General features: G+C 69.3%; 24 protein-coding genes and 1 pseudogene. 12 read left to right on the top strand and 13 right to left on the bottom strand.

All coding sequences use genetic code 11. The features are described from left to right. Positions 1-357: phosphopantothenoylcysteine decarboxylase domain-containing protein (locus V6M42_RS13125; protein ID WP_332678887.1), on the top strand; the 357-nt coding region annotated here is incomplete at its 5' end. A gap of 12 nt (positions 358-369) precedes the next feature. Continuing rightward, positions 370-819: a dUTP diphosphatase gene (gene dut, locus V6M42_RS13130; protein WP_332678888.1), complete on the top strand. Its 450-nt coding sequence runs from the start codon at positions 370-372 to the stop codon at positions 817-819. Here the strand turns inward: dut and V6M42_RS13135 are convergent. Further along, entirely contained in the window at positions 816-1,481 is a 666-nt protein-coding gene (locus V6M42_RS13135) for a hypothetical protein (protein ID WP_332678890.1), read from the bottom strand. The genes dut and V6M42_RS13135 overlap by 4 nt on opposite strands. Before the next feature lie 109 nt (positions 1,482-1,590). Between V6M42_RS13135 and V6M42_RS13140 the strand changes: the two genes are divergently transcribed. Continuing rightward, positions 1,591-1,956 (top strand): hypothetical protein, encoded by a 366-nt coding sequence (locus tag V6M42_RS13140; RefSeq protein ID WP_332657919.1) that lies wholly within the window; start codon positions 1,591-1,593, stop codon positions 1,954-1,956. Between the two features lie 177 nt (positions 1,957-2,133). Here V6M42_RS13140 and dapB read toward each other — a convergent pair whose 3' ends face one another. From dapB to dnaK, 3 genes are all read right to left on the bottom strand, one after another. Beyond that, complete coding sequence (gene dapB / locus V6M42_RS13145; RefSeq protein WP_332678891.1) at positions 2,134-2,883, bottom strand: 4-hydroxy-tetrahydrodipicolinate reductase; 750 nt, start codon at positions 2,881-2,883, stop codon at positions 2,134-2,136. A gap of 215 nt (positions 2,884-3,098) precedes the next feature. Then, entirely contained in the window at positions 3,099-4,283 is a 1,185-nt protein-coding gene (gene dnaJ, locus V6M42_RS13150; protein ID WP_332657917.1) for a molecular chaperone DnaJ, read from the bottom strand. 168 nt (positions 4,284-4,451) lie between these two features. Then, the gene (gene dnaK, locus V6M42_RS13155; protein ID WP_332657916.1) at positions 4,452-6,362 is read right to left on the bottom strand and encodes a molecular chaperone DnaK; all 1,911 of its coding nucleotides are present in this window, start codon (positions 6,360-6,362) and stop codon (positions 4,452-4,454) included. A 306-nt stretch (positions 6,363-6,668) separates the two neighbouring features. Here dnaK and V6M42_RS13160 point away from each other — a divergent pair, with 306 nt between their 5' ends. The 3 genes from V6M42_RS13160 to V6M42_RS13170 all read left to right on the top strand — a co-directional run bounded on the left by V6M42_RS13160 (position 6,669) and on the right by V6M42_RS13170 (position 8,761). Then, positions 6,669-7,079: a hypothetical protein gene (locus V6M42_RS13160; RefSeq protein ID WP_332657915.1), complete on the top strand. Its 411-nt coding sequence runs from the start codon at positions 6,669-6,671 to the stop codon at positions 7,077-7,079. 84 nt (positions 7,080-7,163) lie between these two features. Next, entirely contained in the window at positions 7,164-7,781 is a 618-nt protein-coding gene (locus tag V6M42_RS13165) for an alpha-ketoglutarate-dependent dioxygenase AlkB (protein ID WP_332678892.1), read from the top strand. Between the two features lie 74 nt (positions 7,782-7,855). Continuing rightward, entirely contained in the window at positions 7,856-8,761 is a 906-nt protein-coding gene (locus tag V6M42_RS13170; RefSeq protein WP_332678894.1) for a dienelactone hydrolase family protein, read from the top strand. Between the two features lie 181 nt (positions 8,762-8,942). Here V6M42_RS13170 and grpE read toward each other — a convergent pair whose 3' ends face one another. Genes grpE through V6M42_RS13185 form a run of 3 tightly spaced genes read right to left on the bottom strand, consistent with a single transcriptional unit; the run spans position 8,943 to position 11,211 of the window. Further along, positions 8,943-9,509, bottom strand: a complete 567-nt coding sequence (gene grpE / locus V6M42_RS13175) for a nucleotide exchange factor GrpE (RefSeq protein ID WP_442880971.1) — start codon at positions 9,507-9,509, stop codon at positions 8,943-8,945. Positions 9,510-9,562: 53 nt separating this feature from the next. Next, the gene (hrcA, locus tag V6M42_RS13180; protein ID WP_332657963.1) at positions 9,563-10,621 is read right to left on the bottom strand and encodes a heat-inducible transcriptional repressor HrcA; all 1,059 of its coding nucleotides are present in this window, start codon (positions 10,619-10,621) and stop codon (positions 9,563-9,565) included. Positions 10,622-10,647: 26 nt separating this feature from the next. Next, complete coding sequence (locus V6M42_RS13185; protein ID WP_332678895.1) at positions 10,648-11,211, bottom strand: GNAT family N-acetyltransferase; 564 nt, start codon at positions 11,209-11,211, stop codon at positions 10,648-10,650. Positions 11,212-11,255: 44 nt separating this feature from the next. Here V6M42_RS13185 and rph point away from each other — a divergent pair, with 44 nt between their 5' ends. Both rph and V6M42_RS13195 read left to right on the top strand, forming a co-directional pair. After that, positions 11,256-11,972, top strand: coding sequence for a ribonuclease PH (rph, locus tag V6M42_RS13190; protein ID WP_332657910.1), 717 nt, complete (start codon positions 11,256-11,258; stop codon positions 11,970-11,972). Between the two features lie 82 nt (positions 11,973-12,054). Beyond that, positions 12,055-12,414, top strand: a complete 360-nt coding sequence (locus V6M42_RS13195; protein WP_332657909.1) for a hypothetical protein — start codon at positions 12,055-12,057, stop codon at positions 12,412-12,414. Position 12,415: 1 nt separating this feature from the next. Here the strand turns inward: V6M42_RS13195 and V6M42_RS13200 are convergent, their stop codons facing one another. Further along, complete coding sequence (locus V6M42_RS13200; RefSeq protein ID WP_332678897.1) at positions 12,416-12,736, bottom strand: UrcA family protein; 321 nt, start codon at positions 12,734-12,736, stop codon at positions 12,416-12,418. 160 nt (positions 12,737-12,896) lie between these two features. Here V6M42_RS13200 and V6M42_RS13205 point away from each other — a divergent pair, with 160 nt between their 5' ends. The 4 genes from V6M42_RS13205 to V6M42_RS13220 all read left to right on the top strand — a co-directional run bounded on the left by V6M42_RS13205 (position 12,897) and on the right by V6M42_RS13220 (position 16,133). Then, complete coding sequence (locus V6M42_RS13205) at positions 12,897-14,039, top strand: acyltransferase family protein (protein ID WP_332678898.1); 1,143 nt, start codon at positions 12,897-12,899, stop codon at positions 14,037-14,039. A gap of 35 nt (positions 14,040-14,074) precedes the next feature. Then, positions 14,075-14,602 (top strand): CHAP domain-containing protein, encoded by a 528-nt coding sequence (locus V6M42_RS13210; RefSeq protein ID WP_332678900.1) that lies wholly within the window; start codon positions 14,075-14,077, stop codon positions 14,600-14,602. Positions 14,603-14,629: 27 nt separating this feature from the next. After that, entirely contained in the window at positions 14,630-15,586 is a 957-nt protein-coding gene (locus tag V6M42_RS13215; RefSeq protein ID WP_332657905.1) for a magnesium transporter CorA family protein, read from the top strand. 73 nt (positions 15,587-15,659) lie between these two features. Beyond that, positions 15,660-16,133 (top strand): COG3650 family protein, encoded by a 474-nt coding sequence (locus V6M42_RS13220; RefSeq protein WP_332678902.1) that lies wholly within the window; start codon positions 15,660-15,662, stop codon positions 16,131-16,133. On the opposite strand, the gene mmcB is transcribed toward V6M42_RS13220, so the two are convergent. The 5 genes and pseudogenes from mmcB to V6M42_RS13245 all read right to left on the bottom strand — a co-directional run. Then, complete coding sequence (mmcB, locus tag V6M42_RS13225; RefSeq protein WP_332678903.1) at positions 16,118-16,576, bottom strand: DNA repair putative endonuclease MmcB; 459 nt, start codon at positions 16,574-16,576, stop codon at positions 16,118-16,120. The two genes, V6M42_RS13220 and mmcB, sit on opposite strands and share 16 nt — an antisense overlap. Before the next feature lie 50 nt (positions 16,577-16,626). Further along, positions 16,627-17,178 carry a lipocalin family protein gene (locus V6M42_RS13230; protein WP_332678904.1) on the bottom strand — a complete coding sequence of 184 codons (552 nt, stop codon included), beginning with the start codon at positions 17,176-17,178 and terminating at the stop codon, positions 16,627-16,629. 62 nt (positions 17,179-17,240) lie between these two features. Next, a complete protein-coding gene (gene hslU, locus V6M42_RS13235) occupies positions 17,241-18,542 on the bottom strand; it encodes an ATP-dependent protease ATPase subunit HslU (protein ID WP_332657901.1) in 1,302 nt (433 codons plus the stop codon). A 19-nt stretch (positions 18,543-18,561) separates the two neighbouring features. Further along, positions 18,562-19,434 carry a DUF4440 domain-containing protein gene (locus V6M42_RS13240; protein WP_332678905.1) on the bottom strand — a complete coding sequence of 291 codons (873 nt, stop codon included), beginning with the start codon at positions 19,432-19,434 and terminating at the stop codon, positions 18,562-18,564. Between the two features lie 65 nt (positions 19,435-19,499). After that, positions 19,500-19,619, bottom strand: a pseudogene (locus tag V6M42_RS13245) (ATP-dependent protease subunit HslV); the annotation flags it as partial.

Below are 19,619 nucleotides of genomic sequence, written 5' to 3' on the forward strand. Positions count from 1 at the left end.
GACGGCGTGGCCTCGGGCAAGATCAAGAAGGCCCCCGGCGGCCCGCCCTCGCTGGCCCTGATCGAGAACCCGGACATCCTGGCCGGCGTGTCGGCGCCCGGGACGATGCGCCCGAAACTGGTGGTCGGCTTCGCGGCCGAGACCACGGATCTCGAGGCCAACGCCCGGGCCAAACTGTCGCGCAAGGGCTGCGACTGGATCGTCGGCAACGACGTGTCCGACGACGTCTTCGGCGCCGACGGCAACACCGTCACCCTGTTCACCAGGGACGGGAACGCCGAGAGCTGGCCGCGCCAGTCCAAGACCGAGGTGGCGAGGAAGCTCGCCGCCCGCATCGCCGAACATTTCAAAGCCTGAGAGCCCATTCGCATGACCACCGTCCGCGTCGAACGCCTGCCCCATGCCGGGGACCTGCCCCTGCCGGCCTATGAGACCGGCGGCTCGGCCGGGATGGACCTGCGGGCGGCGGTGGCAGAGGACGCGCCCCTGACGCTGGCGCCGGGCGCGCGGGCGCTGGTGCCCACGGGCCTGAAGATCGCGCTGGAGATCGGCTACGAGGCCCAGGTGCGGCCCCGCTCGGGTCTGGCGCTCAAACACGGCCTGACCTGCCTGAACTCGCCCGGCACCATCGACAGCGACTATCGCGGCGAGGTGGGGGTGATCCTGATCAACCACGGTCAGGAGCCGTTCGTGATCAAACGCGGCGAACGCATCGCCCAGATGGTCATCGCCCGGCACGAGCAGGCCGCCATGGTCGAGGTGGAGACGCTCGATGAAACCGCGCGCGGCGCGGGCGGTTTCGGCTCTACCGGTCGCTAGTCGCCGTCCTCGACACGTTCCGGCCACGAGCGGCCGGTTCGTGCCCGGGTCGCCTCGCGGCAGGAGCCGTGGGTGATCTCCACATCGAACTCTTCAGGTCCGGCGATCTCGGCGGCGATCACGCGCTGTGCGACCATTTGCGGATCGGGGGCCTCAAGGCAGATGACCCCGTTGGCGGCCCCGAAATGGGTCACGGGCAGCATGTCGAATGCGACCAGGGTCCCCACATCCAGTCCGAATTGGAGGAAATCGACGGCGTCGGCTGTCGGGCTGTAGATCAACACTCCGACAGGCTCTTTCGCCGGCGGACGATAGTCAGCGTGGCATTGACGCATTTCGGACTGGGCCTGCCGGTGGGAAATGACGACAGGCTGCGTCAGGCCGAGGCCGTGCGGCTGCGCGCACGCACCTCCACGCCGGGGGACGAACAGTACGCCCTCGCCGCCGGCGAAACAGGTCCTGCCGCCTTCTGCGATTATGAAGTCGATCACCGCCCTCGGCGGCGGCAGCGTCGATGCGGTCGAGCGACAGATGCTGTCGAAAATCGTCCCCTCGCCGCGACGGCCGAACGCCATGGAGTCGGGATCGGGAGAGGCCCCTCCGGAGAACACCCCGGCGGCCGCCGCGCAGAGTATTCCGAGCGCTTTCCGCGATCTGCTCATGGCCCCTCCGAACCCAAGCCTAGCATGGGGATCCGCCAAGGAGCCAATCCAGCCGAACGGCGTTAACCTTTTTCCCGGCCAAGCTCGGCCGTTCCAAGGAGGTCAGCGTATGGAGTCCCTGTTCGATTCGATCGGCGCGTTTCTGACCGGTATCTTCGGCCTCGCCCAGGGCGGGTTCGACAGCGTGAACCAGATCATGGGCCTGCTGATCGCGGTGATCGCGGCCCTGATGATGACGGCCTGGAGCCGGCTGTGGGCGACGGCGCTGGGCGCGGCCTTCGTGCACATCCTGATCGGGGTGGTGCGGCCGATGCTGGACGGCGGGGCCCTGGTCCTGCCCAACCTGCTCAGCCTGACCTTCTGGATGACCGTGCTGGCCCTGTTCCTGGGCTATGCGATCGTCATCGCGGTCTTCTTCTTCATCAAGTCGCTGTTCGTGGGACGCGGCCACAGCCGACACCGCCACGCGCACTGAGGCCCGAGGGCCTCAGCATCTTTGGCGGGCCGCGGTCGTCGGCCCTTCGGGACCTCCCGACCCGCCTGTCGTCGGGCCGACCGAAGGTCGGGCCCGGGGGCGGCCTGGCGCTTCGCGCATGCTTGCGCTCAAGCAGCGACCGACCGCGTCGGGAGCGGTAGCGCCCCAGGCAGGCCGTCAGGCCTGCCTGAAGCCCAGCACGTCCTGCATGTCGTAGAGGCCCGGCTTGCGGCTGCGGACCCACGCGGCCGCGGCCACGGCGCCGCGCGCGAACAGCGAGCGGTCGATGGCCGAGTGGCTCAGGGTCAGGGTCTCGTCCTCCGAGGCGAACAGCACCGTGTGCTCGCCGATGATCCCGCCGCCGCGCAATGACGCGAAGCCGATCCTGCCGGCCTCGCGCGCGCCGGTGATGCCGTCGTACGGGGCGGATCGGACGTCGGCCAGATCCTCGCCGCGGCCGTTGGCGGCGGCCTCGCCCAGCATCAGGGCCGTGCCCGAGGGGGCGTCGGCCTTCCTGCGGTGATGGGCCTCCAGCACCTCGATATCCCAGTCGCGCGGATCCAGCCTCTGGGCGGCGTGTTCGACCAGGCCGATCAGGATGTTGACGCCCAGCGAGAAGTTTCCGCTGCGGACGATGGCGATCGTCCCGGCCGCCTTGAGGATTTCCGCGTCCTGTTCGGGCGACAGGCCGGTGGAGCCGATCACGAGAGCCGGACCGCCGCGCATCGCGCAGGCCTGGGCCAGTTCGACCGAGGCGTCGGGGGTCGAGAAGTCGATGATGACGTCGCACAGCGACAGGTCGGGCGTCTCTCCGCGATCGAAACGGGCGGCGACCACCACGTCGTCGCGGGCGTCCAGAACGGTCGAGACGGCCCGGCCCATGCGGCCCCGGGCCCCGGAGATGCCGGCGTGGAAGATGGCGCTCATGACGTTCCCCGAACCATTGGCGGCATTGTGAAGGGTTTCTCCCGGACCGTCATCCCAAACACCACCACCCCCGTCATCCTCGGGCTTGACCCGAGGATCAGACGTTGTGTCGCAGGGTGCTCGGGGCGGCCCCCACAATCAGGGCCCACACGGGCAACGCACACCGGATGGTCTGGCCCTCGGGTCAAGCCCGAGGGTGACGGTCGCGGATGGGGTTACTGCGGCGTTTCGGAACCCACGATGTCGGCCCAGAAGCGTTTGGCCTTGCCGGCGAAGGACGAGTTGCGCGGCGTCTGGCTCTCGCCCAGCGAGGCGGCCAGTTCCTGCAGCAGCTCCTTCTGGTGCGCGGTCAGCTCGGTGGGGGTCTCGACGAACAGCTCGACCACCAGGTCGCCGCGGTTCTTGCCGTTCAGGTGCGGCATGCCCTTGCCCTTGATGCGAACCGTCTTGCCGGTCTGCGAGCCCGCCGGAACGTTGACGGGCGCGCGGCAGCGGCCGTCGCAGGCCTCGGAGGTCAGGCAGGGGGCGTCGATCTCGCCGCCCAGGGCCGCCGTGGTCATGGGCACGGGCACGGTGACCAGCAGGTCGAGGTTGTCGCGCTCGAACAGCTCGTGCGGCGTCACCGACAGGAAGACGTACAGGTCGCCGCGCGGGCCGCCGCGCATGCCCGCGTCGCCCTCGCCCGACAGGCGGATGCGCGAGCCGTCGTCGACGCCGGCGGGGACCTTGAGCTGCAGCTTGCGGTTCTTGCGCACCTGGCCGTGGCCGGCGCAGCTGGTGCAGGGCTCGGCGATCATCTGGCCGTGGCCGCCGCAGCGGGGGCAGGTGCGCTCGACCTGGAAGAAGCCGTTGGCGGAGCGCACGCGCCCGGCGCCCTGGCAGGTGGTGCAGGTGGTCGGCTTGGTGCCGGCCTTGGCGCCCGTGCCCTCGCAGGTGTCGCAGGCCGCCGTGGTGGGGACGGAGATCTCGACGTCGGCGCCCTTGTAGGCCTGCTCCAGCGTGATCTCGAGGTCGTAGCGCAGGTCCGAGCCGCGGCGCGGGCCGTGCTGGCGGGCCCCGCCGCCCTGTCGGCCGCCGAAGACGTCGCCGAACGCCTCGCCGAAGACCTGGGAGAAGATGTCGTTGACGTCGGCGAAGCCCTGGCCCTGGCCGAACGGATTGCCGCCGCCGCCGCCGTTGACGCCGGCGTGGCCGAAGCGGTCGTAGGCGGCGCGTTTCTGGTCGTCGGACAGGACGGAATAGGCTTCGGAGATTTCCTTGAACCGCGCCATGGAGTCGTCGCACCCGCCATTGCGGTCGGGGTGGTGCTGCATGGCCAGCTTGCGGTAGGCGGCCTTCAGGCCGGCGGCGTCGATGGTCCGCTCGACCCCCAGTACCTCGTAATAGTCACGCGTCGCCATGCGGCGGTCGTCCTCTTACTCTTGCCGGCGGTCCGCGCCTCTTGGCGGGCGAATGACCGTGCGGCTGACCGGGCTGAGATGGGCGCCCGGGGAAATGATGCAAGTTCATGAAACGGCCCCGCCCGTCGTCAGACAAGCGGGGCCGGATGATTGTTCGAGCGGTGTGTCTTACGCGCTCTTCTTCTCGTCGTCGTCGCCCGAGACTTCCTCGAACTCGGCGTCGACCACGCCGTCGTCGGCGGGGGCTTCATCCGCAGCGCCGTCGCCGGCGCCCTGCTGCGAGGCGTACATGGCCTCGCCCAGTTTCATCGAGGCCTGGACCAGGGTGTTGGTCTTCGTCCGGATGTCTTCCGGGTCCGTGCCTTCCCTGGCGGTCTTCAGCTCGGCCAGGGCGGTTTCGATGGCGGTCTTCTCGTCGCCGCCGATCTTGTCGCCGTGTTCGGCCATGGCCTTTTCGGTCGAGTGGATCAGGCTGTCGGCGGCGTTGACCGCCTCGACCATTTCCTTCTTCGCCTTGTCCGCCGCGGCGTTGGCCTCGGCTTCCTTGACCATCTTGTCGATGTCGGCGTCCGACAGGCCGCCGTTGGCCTGGATGCGGATCGACTGTTCCTTGTTGGTCGCCTTGTCCTTGGCGGTCACGTGGACGATGCCGTTGGCGTCGATGTCGAAGGCGACCTCGATCTGCGGCATGCCGCGCGGCGCCGGCGGAATGCCCATCAGGTCGAACTGGCCCAGCACCTTGTTGTCGGCGGCCATCGGACGCTCGCCCTGGAAGACGCGGATCGTCACGGCCGACTGGTTGTCGTCGGCGGTCGAGAAGACCTGGCTCTTCTTGGTCGGGATGGTCGTGTTGCGTTCGATCAGCGGGGTGAAGACGCCGCCCAGGGTCTCGATGCCCAGGGTCAGCGGGGTCACGTCCAGCAGCAGCACGTCCTTGACGTCGCCCTGCAGAACGCCGGCCTGGACGGCGGCGCCCAGAGCCACGACCTCATCGGGGTTCACGCCCTTGTGCGGCTCCTTGCCGAAGAATTTCTTCACGGCTTCCTGGACCATCGGCATGCGGGTCATGCCGCCGACCAGCACCACTTCGTCGATGTCCGAAGCCTTCATCCCCGCATCGGCCAGGGCCTTCTTGCAGGGCTCGATGGTGCGCTGGACCAGGTCCTCGACGAGGGCCTCCAGCTTGGCGCGCGAGAGCTTGATGTTCAGGTGCAGCGGGCCCGAGGCGTTCATGGTGATGAACGGCAGATTGACCTCGTACTGGGTCGTGGAGCTGAGCTCCTTCTTGGCCTTTTCGGCCTCTTCCTTCAGGCGCTGCAGGGCCAGTTTGTCGGAGCGCAGGTCGACGCCCTGCTCCTTCTTGAACTCGTCGGCCAGATAGTCGACCAGGCGCAGGTCGAAGTCCTCGCCGCCCAGGAAGGTGTCGCCGTTGGTCGACTTCACCTCGAAGACGCCGTCGCCGATCTCGAGGATCGAGACGTCGAAGGTGCCGCCGCCGAGGTCATAGACGGCGATCTTCTGGCCGTCGTTCTTGTCCAGGCCGTAGGCCAGGGCGGCCGCGGTCGGCTCGTTGATGATGCGCAGGACTTCCAGGCCGGCGATCTTGCCGGCGTCCTTGGTCGCCTGACGCTGGGCGTCGTTGAAATAGGCGGGAACGGTGATGACGGCCTGGGTGACGGTCTCGCCGAGGTAGGCCTCAGCGGCCTCCTTCATCTTGCCGAGGGTGAAGGCCGAGACCTGCTGGGGCGAATAGTCCTTGCCGTGGGCCTTCACCCAGGCGTCGCCGGTCGGGCCCTTGACGATCTCATAGGGGACCATCCCCTTGTCTTTCGCCACCACGGGATCCGTGAAATTGCGGCCGATCAGGCGCTTGATGGCGAAGAAGGTGTTGGTCGGGTTGGTGACCGCCTGGCGCTTGGCCGGCTGGCCCACCAGCACTTCGCCGCTGTCCTGGATAGCGACGACGGAGGGCGTGGTGCGGTTGCCCTCGGCGTTTTCGATGACCTTGGGGTTCTTGCCGTCCATGACGGCGACGCACGAGTTCGTGGTGCCCAGGTCGATGCCGATGATCTTGGCCATATCTTGGTCTTTCACTCCATTCAGCGGGCGATGCGGCGGCCTTTTAGAGCGAAGCGCCGCGCGTGACCGCCCCCGGTGTCAGGGTCGTTGGTCGGTTGGTACGGTTCCGACGCAAGTCCCCACGATCTGCGGGGATTTACGACGGTTGTGGCCGATATGGGAAACACCCCCCCGCCCGCAAGCCCCAAACGCCTTTGGGCGAAGATTCGCCTTTTGATCCCGGGGGGGTGATTTCGCCGAACATTGGTGTAACTAATCGGGTGTTAACCGACCTCGGGGGGGCCGGTATTCGGGGAGAAACCGACTATGAGCGTACAAAAGACCATCGTCCGCGCCGCCTTGATTCTGGCAGCCCTGGCGACGACCGCGGCCGCTTCGGCCACCACGGCTGCGCCCGACCGGGCCGTCGCCGTCACGGCCGCCACGGCCAGCGCGCCGATCCAGTCGCGCGATGGCCGGAACCGCCGCGTGCGCATCCACAACAACACCGGCTGGACCATGCTGCGCTTCTATGCGTCGAACACGAGCCGCAGCGACTGGGAAGAGGACATCCTGGGCGACGACGTTCTGGCCAATAACGCCAGCATCGTGATGAACATCGACGACGGCACCGGCGCCTGCCTGTTCGACTTCAAGGCCGAGTTCACCAACGGCCAGAACCTGATCCGCAACAACGTCAACGTCTGCGAGATCGCCGACTACTACTACACGCGCTGAGGCGCGCAGCGCCTCAGCTTGCCTGTCGGGCCTACCGCCCTTCGGACTACTTGAGGCCCGGTCGCGCGCACCTACCTTAAGGGTATGAGCGGAGCGCGCGAGATCGATACGGGAATGGAGGGCTTCCGGTTCTGGCCGGGAGCCCTTTCCGCGTCCGAACAGGCGGGATTGCTGGCCGAGGTGCTGGCGGCCGAGGCGGTCGCGCCGTTCCATCAGCCGGTGACGCCGGGCGGACGGCCCTTCTCGGTGCGGATGACCAGTCTGGGGCCGCTGGGCTGGGTGTCGGACCGGGCGGGCTATCGCTATCAGGCGACCCATCCCGTGACGGGCGCGGCCTGGCCGCCGATTCCGCCGCTGTTGCTGCAACTGTGGCGGGATCTGACGGGGGCGGAGACGCCGCCGGACGCCTGTCTGGTCAATCTGTACCGCGACGGGGCGAGGATGGGCCTGCATCAGGACCGGGACGAGGCGGACATGTCGGCGCCGGTGCTGTCCGTGTCGCTGGGCGATGCGGCGATGTTCCGGATCGGGGCGGCGGGCGGCGGGCCGACGAAGACGATGCGGCTGAACTCGGGCGACGTCTGCGCCCTGACCGGCCCGGCGCGGCTGGCGCGGCACGGCGTCGACCGGATCATTCCCGGCTCCTCGACCCTGATCCCGGGCGGCGGACGCATCAATCTGACGCTGCGCCGGGCCGTATAGCTTCACAGCAAACGTGAATGGACGCCCCGGCGAGGCCGCGCCAAGGTCCGGCCTTTCCAAGGCCGGAGCCCGTCATGACCAACCTGATCCGCCCCGAGGGCCCCGAGGCCGGGGATTTCCGCTTCAGCCGCCGGGCGCTGGCCGTCGGCGCCGTGGGCGGCCTGGCCTTCGCCGGCTACGCCCCGGCCGCCCTTGCCCGCCAGGCCGCGCCGATCACCACGGACGACGACGACCTGACGATCGAACAGACGACCTATCCGGCGCCCGACGGCTTCGCCCTGCCCGCGTACGTCGCCCGACCGACCGGCGACGGGCCCTATCCGGTGGTCGTGGTCGTGTCCGAGATCTTCGGCGTCCATGAATATATCCGCGACGTCTGCCGCCGGCTGGCCAAGGCGGGATACGCCGCCATCGCCCCGGCCTTCTTCGTGCGCGTCGAGGACCCCGCTCCGCTCGGCGACATGCAGCGCATCCAGCAGATCGTGGCCGCCGCGGGCTATGAGCAGGTCATGGGCGACATCGCCGCCACCCTCGACTGGGCCAGTTCGCAACTGTGGGCCAATACCGACAAGGTCGGGATCACCGGCTGGTGCTGGGGCGGCAAGGTGGTGTGGCAGGCCGCGGCGCGCTTCGCCGCCATCGACGCCGGGGTCGCCTGGTACGGCCGTCTGGCCCCCGCGGAGACCGCCACGCCGGAACAGGCGGCCGCGGGCCGCCCCTGGCCGGTCGACCTGGCCGACGATCTGAAGGCGCCCGTTCTGGGCCTGTACGGCGAGGCGGACCGGGGCATCCCCCTGACCAGCGTCGAGGCCATGCGCGCCGCCCTGCAGCGGGCGGGCCAGACGAACAGCCGGATCGACGTCTATCCGGCCGCGCCCCACGGCTTCCACGCCGACTATCGCGACAGCTATCGCGCCGCCGACGCGGCGGACGGATGGGCGAAACTGCTGGCCTTCTTCGAGGTCCGGCTGAAGGGGTAGGACACCCCCCCTTCCCTCCGGCCGTCATCCTCGGGCTTGACCCGAGGATCAGAGGCGAGAGGCGGGCTGTGCGACAGGGACGGCCCCGCGATTGCGCCCGTGCACCGCTCGACGGAGCCCCGGACAGTCTGGCCCTCGGGTCAAGCCCGAGGGTGACGGTGGTGGAGTGGGTTGCCCGGGCCTAGGCCTTTTCGTCGAAATTGCCGCCGGTCGCGCCCGCCGCGACATAGGCGGCGTTTCCGGCCGCGGCGCCGGAGCCCTTGGCGGCGACCACCACCATGGCCGGGCGCACGGTGCGGCCGAACAGGGCGTAGCCGGGCTGCAATGTCTGGATGACCTGCCCGCCCTGCACGCTGTCGGACGGCTGTTCCATCATGGCCTGATGCAGGTGCGGGTCGAAGGCCTCGCCCGGCTCGGGGGCGACGCGTTTCAGATGGTTGGACTCGAAGGCCTGCAGCAGCGATTTCTGGGTCAGCTCGAGACCCGTCACCAGACCGGCCTCGCCGGCGTCGGCGTTCTTCGGGGCGGCCTGCAGCGCGCGCTCCAGATTGTCGGCCACGCCCAGCAGGTCGCGGGCGAATTTCTGGATGGCGTAGGCGCGGGCGTCGTTGTTCGAGGTCTCGGCCCGCTTCTTCGTGTTCTCGGCCTCGGCGACCGCGCGCAGGGCGCGGTCCTTCCACTGGTCGCGCTCGGCGATCAGTGCGTCGATCGGCCCCATGTCGTCGTCATCGCCCGGGCGGGCGTCCAGACCGGCCTCGGCGTTGGCTTCGGCTTCGTCGTCAAACTCGTCGTGAATGTCGCTCAAGTGTCCTGTCCGTCCAGCATTCGCCCCAGCACCCGTGCGGTATAGTCCACCAACGGGATGATGCGGGCATAGTTCAGTCGCGCGGGTCCGATCACGCCGATGGCGCCCAGGACCCTTTGTCGGCCCGTCATATAGGGCGCCGCGATCACGGCGGAACCCGAAAGCGAAAAGAGTCTGGTTTCCGCGCCGATGAAGATGCGCACGCCCTGGGCCGTGGACACCCCGTCCAGCAGGCCGATCAGCTGTTCCTTCTGCTCCAGGTCGTCGAACAGGATGCGGACCTTCTCCAGATCCTCGGCGGTCTCGCGGTCGTGCAGCAGATTGGCGCGGCCGCGCACGATCAGGGAGCGTTCGCGCTCGGCCCCGCCCGACCAGGCGGCCAGACCATCCTCGACCAGACGGGCGGCGGCGGCGTCCAGCTCGCGCCGGGCGGCGTCCAGTTCGGTGCGCATCTCGGTGCGCGCCTCGTGCAGGGGGCGGCCCTTGAGGCGGGCGTTGAGGAAGTTGGAGGCCTCGGTCAGGGTTGAGGGGGTGACCCCGGCCTTGAGCGGCATCAGCCGGTTCTCGACCGAGCCGTCGTCCCCGACCAGCACGGCCAGCGCCTGGTCGTGGCCGAGGGCGACGAATTCGACGTGTTTGACGCCCGCCTCGCGGATCGGGCTGGCGACGATGCTGGCGCCGCCCGCGAGACCCGACAGCAGGCTGGAGGCCGCGTCGAGGGCCTCCTCGAAGCTGCGCCCGCGCCCGGCGAGGCGGGCGTCGATCTCGCGCCGCTCGTCCGCGCCGATGTCGCCGATCTCCAGCAGGCCGTCGACGAACAGGCGCAGGCCCGCATGGGTCGGTATCCGGCCCGCCGAGGTGTGGGGGGCGCCCAGCAGGCCCGCCATCGTCAGGTCCTGCATGGTGTTGCGGATCGAGGCCGGCGACAGGGCCACCCCGGTCATCGACAGGGTGCGCGAACCGACGGGATCGCCGGTCTCCAGATAGGTCTCGACGATGCGGCGGAAGATGTCGCGGGCGCGCTGGTCCAGACCGGTCAGGCTGCCGGCGCCCATCGCCGTCGAGGTGAGCAGGGTGGGGTTCATGCGCGCCGTCCTTCCCACGCCGCGCGCGTCAGCCGATGCACCAGGCAGTCGTCCTGATCGAACATGCGCCGCCCGACGGGCTCGAAGCCGAGGCGCTGGTAGAAGCGGTGGGCGTCGGCGTTCGAGTTCAGCGGATCGATGACGATGGCGGTCACCGCCGGATCGGCGAAGGCCTCGTCGGCGGCGAGGGTCATCATCTGCGTGCCGTAGCCCTTGCCGAGCGCGTCGGCGGGTCCGATCCAGATGTCCATGGCGCGCAGATCGGGCTCGATCTCGCCCCAGTAGTGCGTCGACTCCAGGTGCGGGTCGATGATCTGCATGACGCCGATCGGGCGGCCGTCCGCCTCGGCGATGCGGTAGAAGCTGACCCCGGACTGGTCGGCCAGTTCCTCGCGCCATTCGATCCCGCCGAAGGCCACATCGGCGTCGGGATCGTCGGTCGAGCATTCGATGACGTGCGGCTCGCGGTCCCATTCCGCCAGCATCGGGGCGTCGTCCTGCGTGGCCGGACGCAGGCGAACCGGAGACGCGGGGGCCGAAGATGCGGGGGACAGGGTCACGGTTTCAGGATAAGCACCGCAGCCGCCGCTTCAAGGAATACCGTATGCGCCCGTCCGACCGCACCCCCGAACAGCTTCGCACCGTCACGCTCGAGACCGGCGTGAACCGCTACGCCGAGGGCTCGTGCCTGGTGAGCTTCGGCCATACGAAGGTTCTGGTGACCGCCTCGGTGGAAGAGAACGTGCCCGGCTGGATGCGCAACAAGGGGTCGGGCTGGGTCACGGCGGAATACGGCATGCTGCCCCGCGCCACCCACACGCGCGGCCGGCGCGAGGCCGCCAGCGGCAAGCAGACGGGCCGGACGCAGGAGATCCAGCGCCTGATCGGCCGCTCGCTGCGCGCCGTGGTCGATCTGAAACTGCTGGGCGAGCGGCAGGTGGTGCTGGACTGCGACGTCATCCAGGCCGACGGCGGCACGCGCACGGCGGCCATCACCGGCGCCTGGGTCGCCATGGCCAGCGCCTTTGACTATCTGCGCGCCGAGGGCGTGCTGAAGACCGACCCCATCCTCGATCAGGTCGCGGCCGTCTCGTGCGGCATCTGCGGCGACCGGCCGGTGCTGGACCTCGACTATGAGGAGGATTCCACCGCCGAGGCGGATTCCAACTTCGTCCTGACCGGCGCGGGCGGCATCGTCGAGATCCAGGCGACGGGCGAGAAGCGCGGCTTCTCGCGCGCCGAGTTCGACCGGCTGTTCCAGCTGGCCGAGGGCGGCTGCGCCGAACTGTTCGCCCTGCAGCGGGCCGCGCTGGGCCGGTAAGCTTCGCCTTACGGGCGTCCGGGGTTCCATCGTTCGCTGAAAGCGGGCATCGTCCGCCCCTTCATCGTGGGGAGACGATCTGATGCGCCTGCCGATCCTGCTGACCGTGCTTCTGCTGGCCGCCTGCCAGCAACCGGCCGAACCCGCGGCCGGCGACGCCGCGGCCCCTGCGGCCGCAAACGCCCCCGACCCGGTCATGCCGGCCGACGCCCCGCCGCAGGAAGAGGCCATCGCCCCCGTGGAGTCCGGGTCGATGTCGTGCACGCTCGATCAGGGTTCGGACGCCGCGATCGAGCTGGCCAGCCGCTGCACCAGGGTCAGCCCGGCCTCGCACCCGCCGTGCAACCCCGAGAACCCCTGCCAGCTGATCCAGGACGAGATCGACCGCTCCTGCGCCATGTACAAGGCGGGCGAGACGAAGCCGGCGGAATGCGCGGCCTGACCTAACGCAGGCCGCGATAGACCAGCCCCAGGCCGCCGGCCTTCAGGAAGCGCTGGCGATGCGCCTCGGGCAGGGCGCGGACGGCGGCTTCCGCCATGCCGCGCTCGCAGAAGCGCGGATTGGCGGGATGCTCGGGCGTGATCCGTTCGACGTGCACGGCGCAGAATCGCCGGCTCTGCTCGACCACGCGGTCGGCGAACACGGCCGCGTCACGGGCGTCTGACAGGTCCAGACCGGCGGCCGGAACCTGCATGACGGGCGGCGCGCGCATCTCCGGCGAGCCGGCGGCCAGAACGGCGGCGATGAGGGTCGAGACGATCATTTTTACGCATCCTTCTGTCGAGGGGTTTCGTGAGCCTCCCGTAGGATCAGAGGCGCGAACGTCGGCGCGCGGATGCGGATGAAGAGGTGAAATCGCCGTAATGACGGCCCCTAAGGCGGCTTAATCGTTTTCCAAGGCTGTTGCGGCAGTCTGGCGGGCCATGACGCCTGTCCAGACCCCTCCAGACCTGCGCGCCCTGACCGGCCTGCGCTTCCTCGCCGCCCTGTGGGTGGTGCTCTACACGGCCTGGCCGCATCTGGACGTCAGCTGGGTCCCGGTGGCCGTGACCAAAGGCTATCTCGGGGTCGAGGTCTTCTTCGTCCTCTCGGGCTTCATCCTCAGCCACGTCTATCTCGAGGCGGCGGGGACGAAGCGCTATTCCTACGGCGGCTTCCTGTGGGCCCGGATCGCGCGGGTCTATCCGCTGCATCTGCTGACCCTGTCCGGCATGGTCGCGCTCGGGATCGCTGGCACGGCGGCGGGGCTCAGCATCGACGGGAGCCTGACCGACTGGCGCGCCCTGCCGGCCCATCTGACCATGACCCACGCCTGGGGTCTGGCGCCGACTTCGGCGTTCAACCATCCGTCCTGGTCGATCTCGGCCGAGTGGTTCGCCTATCTGACCTTCCCGGCCTACGCCTTTGTGGCGTGGCGGATGCGGGAACGACCGTGGCTGGCGGTGGCCGGCGCCGTTCTGCTGGCGCTGGGCGTCTACGCCGCCTTCCAGCCGCTGGCGGGCTTCTCCCTGACCGAGGCGACCTTCCGCTGGGGCGCGCTCAGGATCGTGCCCTGCTTCCTGCTGGGCTGCGCCCTCTATCTGGTGCGCCGTCGCGCGCCCGTTCCGTATGCGGGGCCCCTGGCCCTGATCAGCGGCCTGGCCCTGCTGGGCAGCGCCTCGCTGGGTCTGTGGGACCCGGTGGTCGTGCTTCTGGCCGGCGCGATGATCCTCGGCCTCGGCTCGCTGGACAACGCCCGCGCCGGGCTGATGGGATCGAAGACCGGGGTCTATCTCGGCGAGATCAGCTATTCGATCTACATGGTCTGCGCCCCGGCGCTTCTGGTCATGACCAATGTCGCGGCGCGGCTGACCGGCGCTGAGGACAAGCGGTTTCACATCATTGTGTGGCTGGCGGTGGTGGCGGCGATCCCGGTCGCGGCCATGGCCACCTATCATCTCGTCGAACGCCCGTGCCGACAGGCTTTGAGGGGATTCGCCGAGGGGCGGCGGGCGCGGTCAACCGCGACAAAACCGCACACGGATTCGCCCGAAAGGGTTCTTCAACCCTCGAAAACTATCGTCTAGGGATAGGTCTTCGGACGTCGGGGAAACGCGCCAGTATGTTGAAACGGCTCACAGCCGCTGCGGTTGCAGCGACCCTCGGATTTTCTGCGCTGGGCTATGCGCCCGTCGCGAAGGCCGACGAGCCCTACTGGCAGTGCGTGACCTTCGCCCGCATGTTTTCGGGCATCAACATCTTCGGCGACGCCCTCACCTGGTGGCGGCAGGCCCAGGGCAAGTTCCGCACCGGCGGCCGGCCCGAGACCGGCGCCGTCCTGGCCTTCCAGCCCAGCGGCCGGATGACCCGCGGCCACGTCGCCGTCGTTTCCGATATCCTGACCGACCGCGTGATCCGCGTGACCCACGCCAACTGGGGCGGCAGCCGCGGCCGGGTCGAGGAAAACGTCACCGTCGTCGACGTTTCGTCCTCGGGCGATTGGAGTGCGGTCAAGGTCTGGTACAACCCGATCCATGACCTCGGCACCTCCGTCTATCCGACCTATGGCTTCATCTACAAAGCCCCGGCCGCCCGGACCGTCGAGACCGTCCTCATGGCCTCGGCCGACGTCCCGTCCGGCCAGCCCTAAAACTCCCGTTCACTACAGGCTCAAGGCATGATCCGCGTCTGGTGCGCGGGCCGTTCCGCCTGCGAGCAACTGGTCGATCCCGCGGCCTGGACCCTGCCGCCTGACGCGGTCTGGATCGATCTGATCGCTCCCACCCTCGAGGAAGAAGGCGCCGTCGAAAAGGCGCTGGGCCTGTCGGTGCCGACCCGCGAGGAAATGGCCGAGCTCGAGGCCTCCAGCCGGGTCTTTCGCGAGAACGGCGCGACCTACGCCACCGCCGACATCATCATCCACGGCGACGAGGAAATTCCGGGCGTCGAGCCCGTGACCTTCGTGGTCACCGGCGGACCGCTGGTGACCATCCGCTACACCGACCCCAAGCCCTTCCGGCTGATGATCGAGAAGCTGGAGCGCGAGCCGAACCGCTGCGCCACGGGCGCCGATGTCTTCCTGAACCTGATGGAGACCATCATCGACCGCGTCTCCGACATCCTGTCGGGCACCGTGCTCAGGGTCGAGACCATCGCCGGCCACGTCTTCTCGGGCGGCAAGACCGTCGGCTTCGGCAAGCTGATCACCAAACTGGGCCGGGCCCAGATGAGCAACGCCCGCATCGAGCAGAGCCTGGCCGGACTGGCGCGGATCTTCGCCTTCGTCGGCATCGACGAGCGGATGGACACCGAGGAGGCCAGGACGCACCTGCGCTCTCTGGCCCGCGACGCCGAGAGCCTGTCCGCGCACAACCAGTCGGTCGCCGCCTCGATCAATTTCCAGCTGTCGGCGGCGCTGGGCCTGATCAACATCGAGCAGTCGTCGATCATCAAGATCTTCTCGGTGGCGGCGGTGGCCTTCCTGCCGCCGACCCTGATCGCCTCGATCTACGGCATGAATTTCGACCACATGCCCGAGCTGGCGCAGCCCTGGGGCTATCCGCTGGCGGTAGTCGCCATGGTGGTGTCCGCCATCCTGCCGCTGGCCTGGTTCCGGAAGCAGGGCTGGCTCTGACGGCGGGCGGCCTGCGGACTTGACCCGAACGGCGCGGTCCGCGTTTGTTGCTGGAGATAGACCGGAGCCCCCCATGCGCCTCACCGCCCTCGCCGTATCCGCCCTGATCCTGTCGGCCTGTTCCCAGGGGGACGAGTCCGCCGCGCCGCCGCCCGCGGTCCCGGAGCCCGCGCCGGTGCTGGGCGGCGTCGACCTGACCCAACCCGTGCGGGCGCTGGGCACCGAGCCGTTCTGGAGCGTGGAGCTGACCGGGAGCGAGATGGTCTATACGACCCCCGAACCGCCCGAACAGCGCGCGCCCCAGCCGAAGGCCGTCCTCCAGGGCACCACGGCGACCTTCGAAGGAAAGACCGGGGCCGGGACGCCGCTCAGCGTCACCCTGGTCGCCACCGAATGCTCCGACGGGATGAGCGACCGCACCTATCCGCTGACCGCCATGGTCAAGGTCGGCGAGACCAGCCTGAACGGCTGCGCCGCCTCTTCGGCGGCCGTCATGTCCACAGGGGAGAGCGGTCCGGTGGTCGAAAAGGCTCAGCCCGCGGCCTGATCCCTCAGGGTCCGCATCGCGCCCAGACGGGCGAAGGCGATGGTCAGGGCCTTGCGGCGGGCCGGGGCCAGCGGAGCCAGGGGCGCCTCGCGCACCACGGCCCCGCCGAAGCCGTCGGCGACGATCAGGCCGGGGTGTTCGGGCAGGATGTCCGACGGAAACTCGGGCGCGACCGCGAAATAGAAGGCGTCGCAGAACGGGCCGTACTCGCCCCATTTGCGGTCGACGCGATAGTCCTCGATCCCGGACTTGACCTCGCAGATGACGATGTCGCCGCGCGGCCCGATGGCCATGACGTCGGCGCGCCGCCCGTTGGGCAGGCAGACCTCAAGCAGGGGCGCATAGCCCAGATCGACCATCAGCCGCGCCGCGCCCCGCGTCACCGACAGGGTCGTCTCCGGACGGCTGAAGACGAGGTCGATCTGCAGGAGTTCGGCGGGCATCCCGCTTTATGTTCCGCTTGTGTTCCGGTTTCAAGCGGGACGGGGCGGGCTCAACGACCCGTGTGGATCACATTGGAGACGTCCAGCCCGAGGGCGCGGGCGCGGGCGACGACCCGGGTCCGCTCGGTCTCCGAAGGACTCTGACTGCGGTGCCACGCCCACCAGTCCGACCTGTCGGGCAGGGAGAGGATGGCCCAGCTGTAGTCGGGCGCACGGTCCTGGACCTGATAGTTCTGTCCCGCCAGACCGCCGACGCCGAGCAGGCCGGTCAGGGTGAAGCGGAAGCGGGTGTTGGTTCCCGGATCGGTGACGCGGGCGTTGGCCCTCAGGGTCTCGATCGCGCCGTCCGCGCGACGCGTGCAGGTGACCAGGATGCCGTAGCGGTCGGCCCGGGCCTGCGGATTGAAATCGATCTGCGCCCGGCGGCAGTCCTTCTGCACGTCGTTGGGGCTGCGCGCGATCTCGAACCAGCGGCCGTCGAACCGGTCGAGGTCGAGCGTGCGGGACTGGGCTGCGGGCTGGGCGGCGGGTGCGGCGGCGGCGGCGGGCGCCGACAGCGCACAGAGGCAGGCGGCCAGCAGGGCGCGGCGGATCGGGGTCATGGAACGTCCTTCGCGTGATCGTCCCGCGCAGATACGGACCGGAGCCGCCGACGGTTGCCTGCCTACAAGATGAACCGGCTCAGATCCGCGTCCCGCGACAGGTCGCCGACCAGATCGCGCACCTTCGGCCCGTCGAACGCCACGGTCTGGCCGGTCAGGTCCGAGGCCTTGAAACTGGTCTCCTCCAGCACCCGTTCGATCACCGTCACCAGCCGCCGCGCGCCGATGTTCTCGACCGCGCCATTGGCCGCCACGGCCGCGTCGGCCATGGCCTCGACCGCGTCGTCGGTGAAGGTCAGGGTCACGTTCTCGGTGGCCAGCAAGGCCTGGTTCTGGCGGATCAGATTGGCCTCGGGTTCGGTCAGGATGCGCACGAAGTCGTCGCGCGTCAGGGCCTTCAGCTCGACCCGGATGGGCAGCCGGCCCTGCAGCTCGGGCAGCAGGTCCGAAGGCTTGGCGACGTGGAAGGCGCCCGAGGCGATGAACAACACATGGTCGGACTTCACCGGCCCGTATTTGGTCGAGACGGTGGTGCCCTCGATCAGGGGCAGCAGGTCGCGCTGGACGCCCTCGCGCGACACGTCGCCGCCCGAGCGATCGGACCGGCCGGCCACCTTGTCGATCTCGTCGATGAAGACGATGCCCTCGTTCTCGGCCAGCTGCATGGCCTCGGTGGTCAGGCTTTCCTGATCCAGCAGCTTGTCGCTTTCCTCGGTGACCAGCGGCGCGAGGGCGTCGCGGACGGTCAGTTTCGCGGTCTTGGTCCGGCCGCCGCCCAGCTTGCCCAGCATTTCGGACAGATTGATCATGCCGACATTGCCGCCGCCGGGCAGGTCCAGCCCCTGCATGGGCGAGCCGGTGTCGGCCAGGGTGATCTCGATCTCCTTGTCGTCCATCTCGCCGGCGCGCAGCTTCTTGCGGAAGCTCTCGCGCGTCGCCGGCTGGGAGCCGGGACCGACAAGGGCGTCGAGGATGCGTTCCTCGGCCTGGCCCTCGGCCTTGGCCTTGACGCCCGCGCGGCGCTTGTCGCGGACCATGACCAGGGCGGCCTCGACCAGGTCGCGCATGATCTGGTCGACGTCGCGGCCGACATAGCCGACCTCGGTGAATTTGGTCGCCTCGACCTTGAGGAAGGGCGACCCCGCCAGCCGGGCCAGACGCCGGGCGATCTCGGTCTTGCCGACGCCGGTCGGGCCGATCATCAGGATGTTCTTGGGCGTCACCTCGTCGCGCAGGTCGTCGGGCACGCGCTTGCGCCGCCACCTGTTGCGCAGGGCCACGGCGACGGCGCGCTTGGCGTCGTGCTGGCCGACGATGAAGCGGTCGAGTTCGGAGACGATTTCGCGGGGGGAGAGGTCGGTCATCTTTCGCAGATAGGGCGGCTCAACCCCCCGCGGGAGGGGGCGCGGCGATCGGGGCGGGGATCAGCTGGGCCATGATCAGCCTCCAGCCTTCGGGCCGCTTCTGCCACAGCCGCATATAGTGGCCCCTGCGCGACTGTCCGTCGCGGGTCCAGGCCGCCGGGCCATACGTCCAGGCCATGTCTCCCGCCTCCGAGGCGCCGCCGCCCTCGGCGGGGCCGAACTCGAACCGGGCGGGCCAGCCGTCGAGGGCCGCGGCGAAGGCGGCCGGGCTCTCGGCCGGGGGCAGGGGAGCGACATAGAGCCGACCGTCCGGCGCCAGCACCGACAGATGGGCGGCCTTCTGGTCGACCGCGGCGGCCATGGCCAGTGCGGCCTCGGCCTCCCGGACCTCGGTCATGGCGGCTTCGGGCGACGCCGTGCCGACCGTGGAGACGGGCAGAAGCCTCGGTTCGGTGTCGGGCCCCGGCTGACCCGCCGGACTGGCGTTCGAGCCGCCGTCATAGACCCAGCGCCACTGGCCGACGGCCTGGCGCACCCAGACCGTGAAATAGTGGCCGTAGCCCTCCTGATCGCGGGCGGCGGGGCCGGTGGTGAAGCCCATCTCTCCCGAGCGGGCGATACCGGCGAAGGTCGGGTGCCATTCGATCAGCGGCTCGCCCGGCTGGCGGGTCAGGGGCGCGCCCTCGAAGACCTTTTCGAGGGTCAGGGCCTGGCCGCCGTTGATCAGGATGGCGTCGGGGCGGCCCCATTTCTGGAAGCTGCCGGCCAGACCCAGGGCGGGAAAGTCCGCCGCGAAGGCCCGTTCGGCGGCCACCACGGGGGCGACGTCGGGGCTTCGGGTCAGGCCGGGCGTGGCGGCCAGCAGGGCCGCAGCGAAGACGAAGACGCGCATGAGTGATCCTCCCGCCGACGATCATCGTCATAAGCGCGGACCTGTCCCGTTAAATCGCGGAAAGCTCAGTCCAGCGTCTCAACCGTCAGATTGCCGTTGGTGTAGACGCAGATGTCGGCGGCGATCGCCATGGCGCGGCGCGCGATGGCGTCGGCGTCGAGGTCCGAATAGTCCATCAGCGCCCG

The sequence above is a fragment of the Brevundimonas sp. genome, from assembly GCF_036677305.1.
Lineage (GTDB): Bacteria > Pseudomonadota > Alphaproteobacteria > Caulobacterales > Caulobacteraceae > Brevundimonas.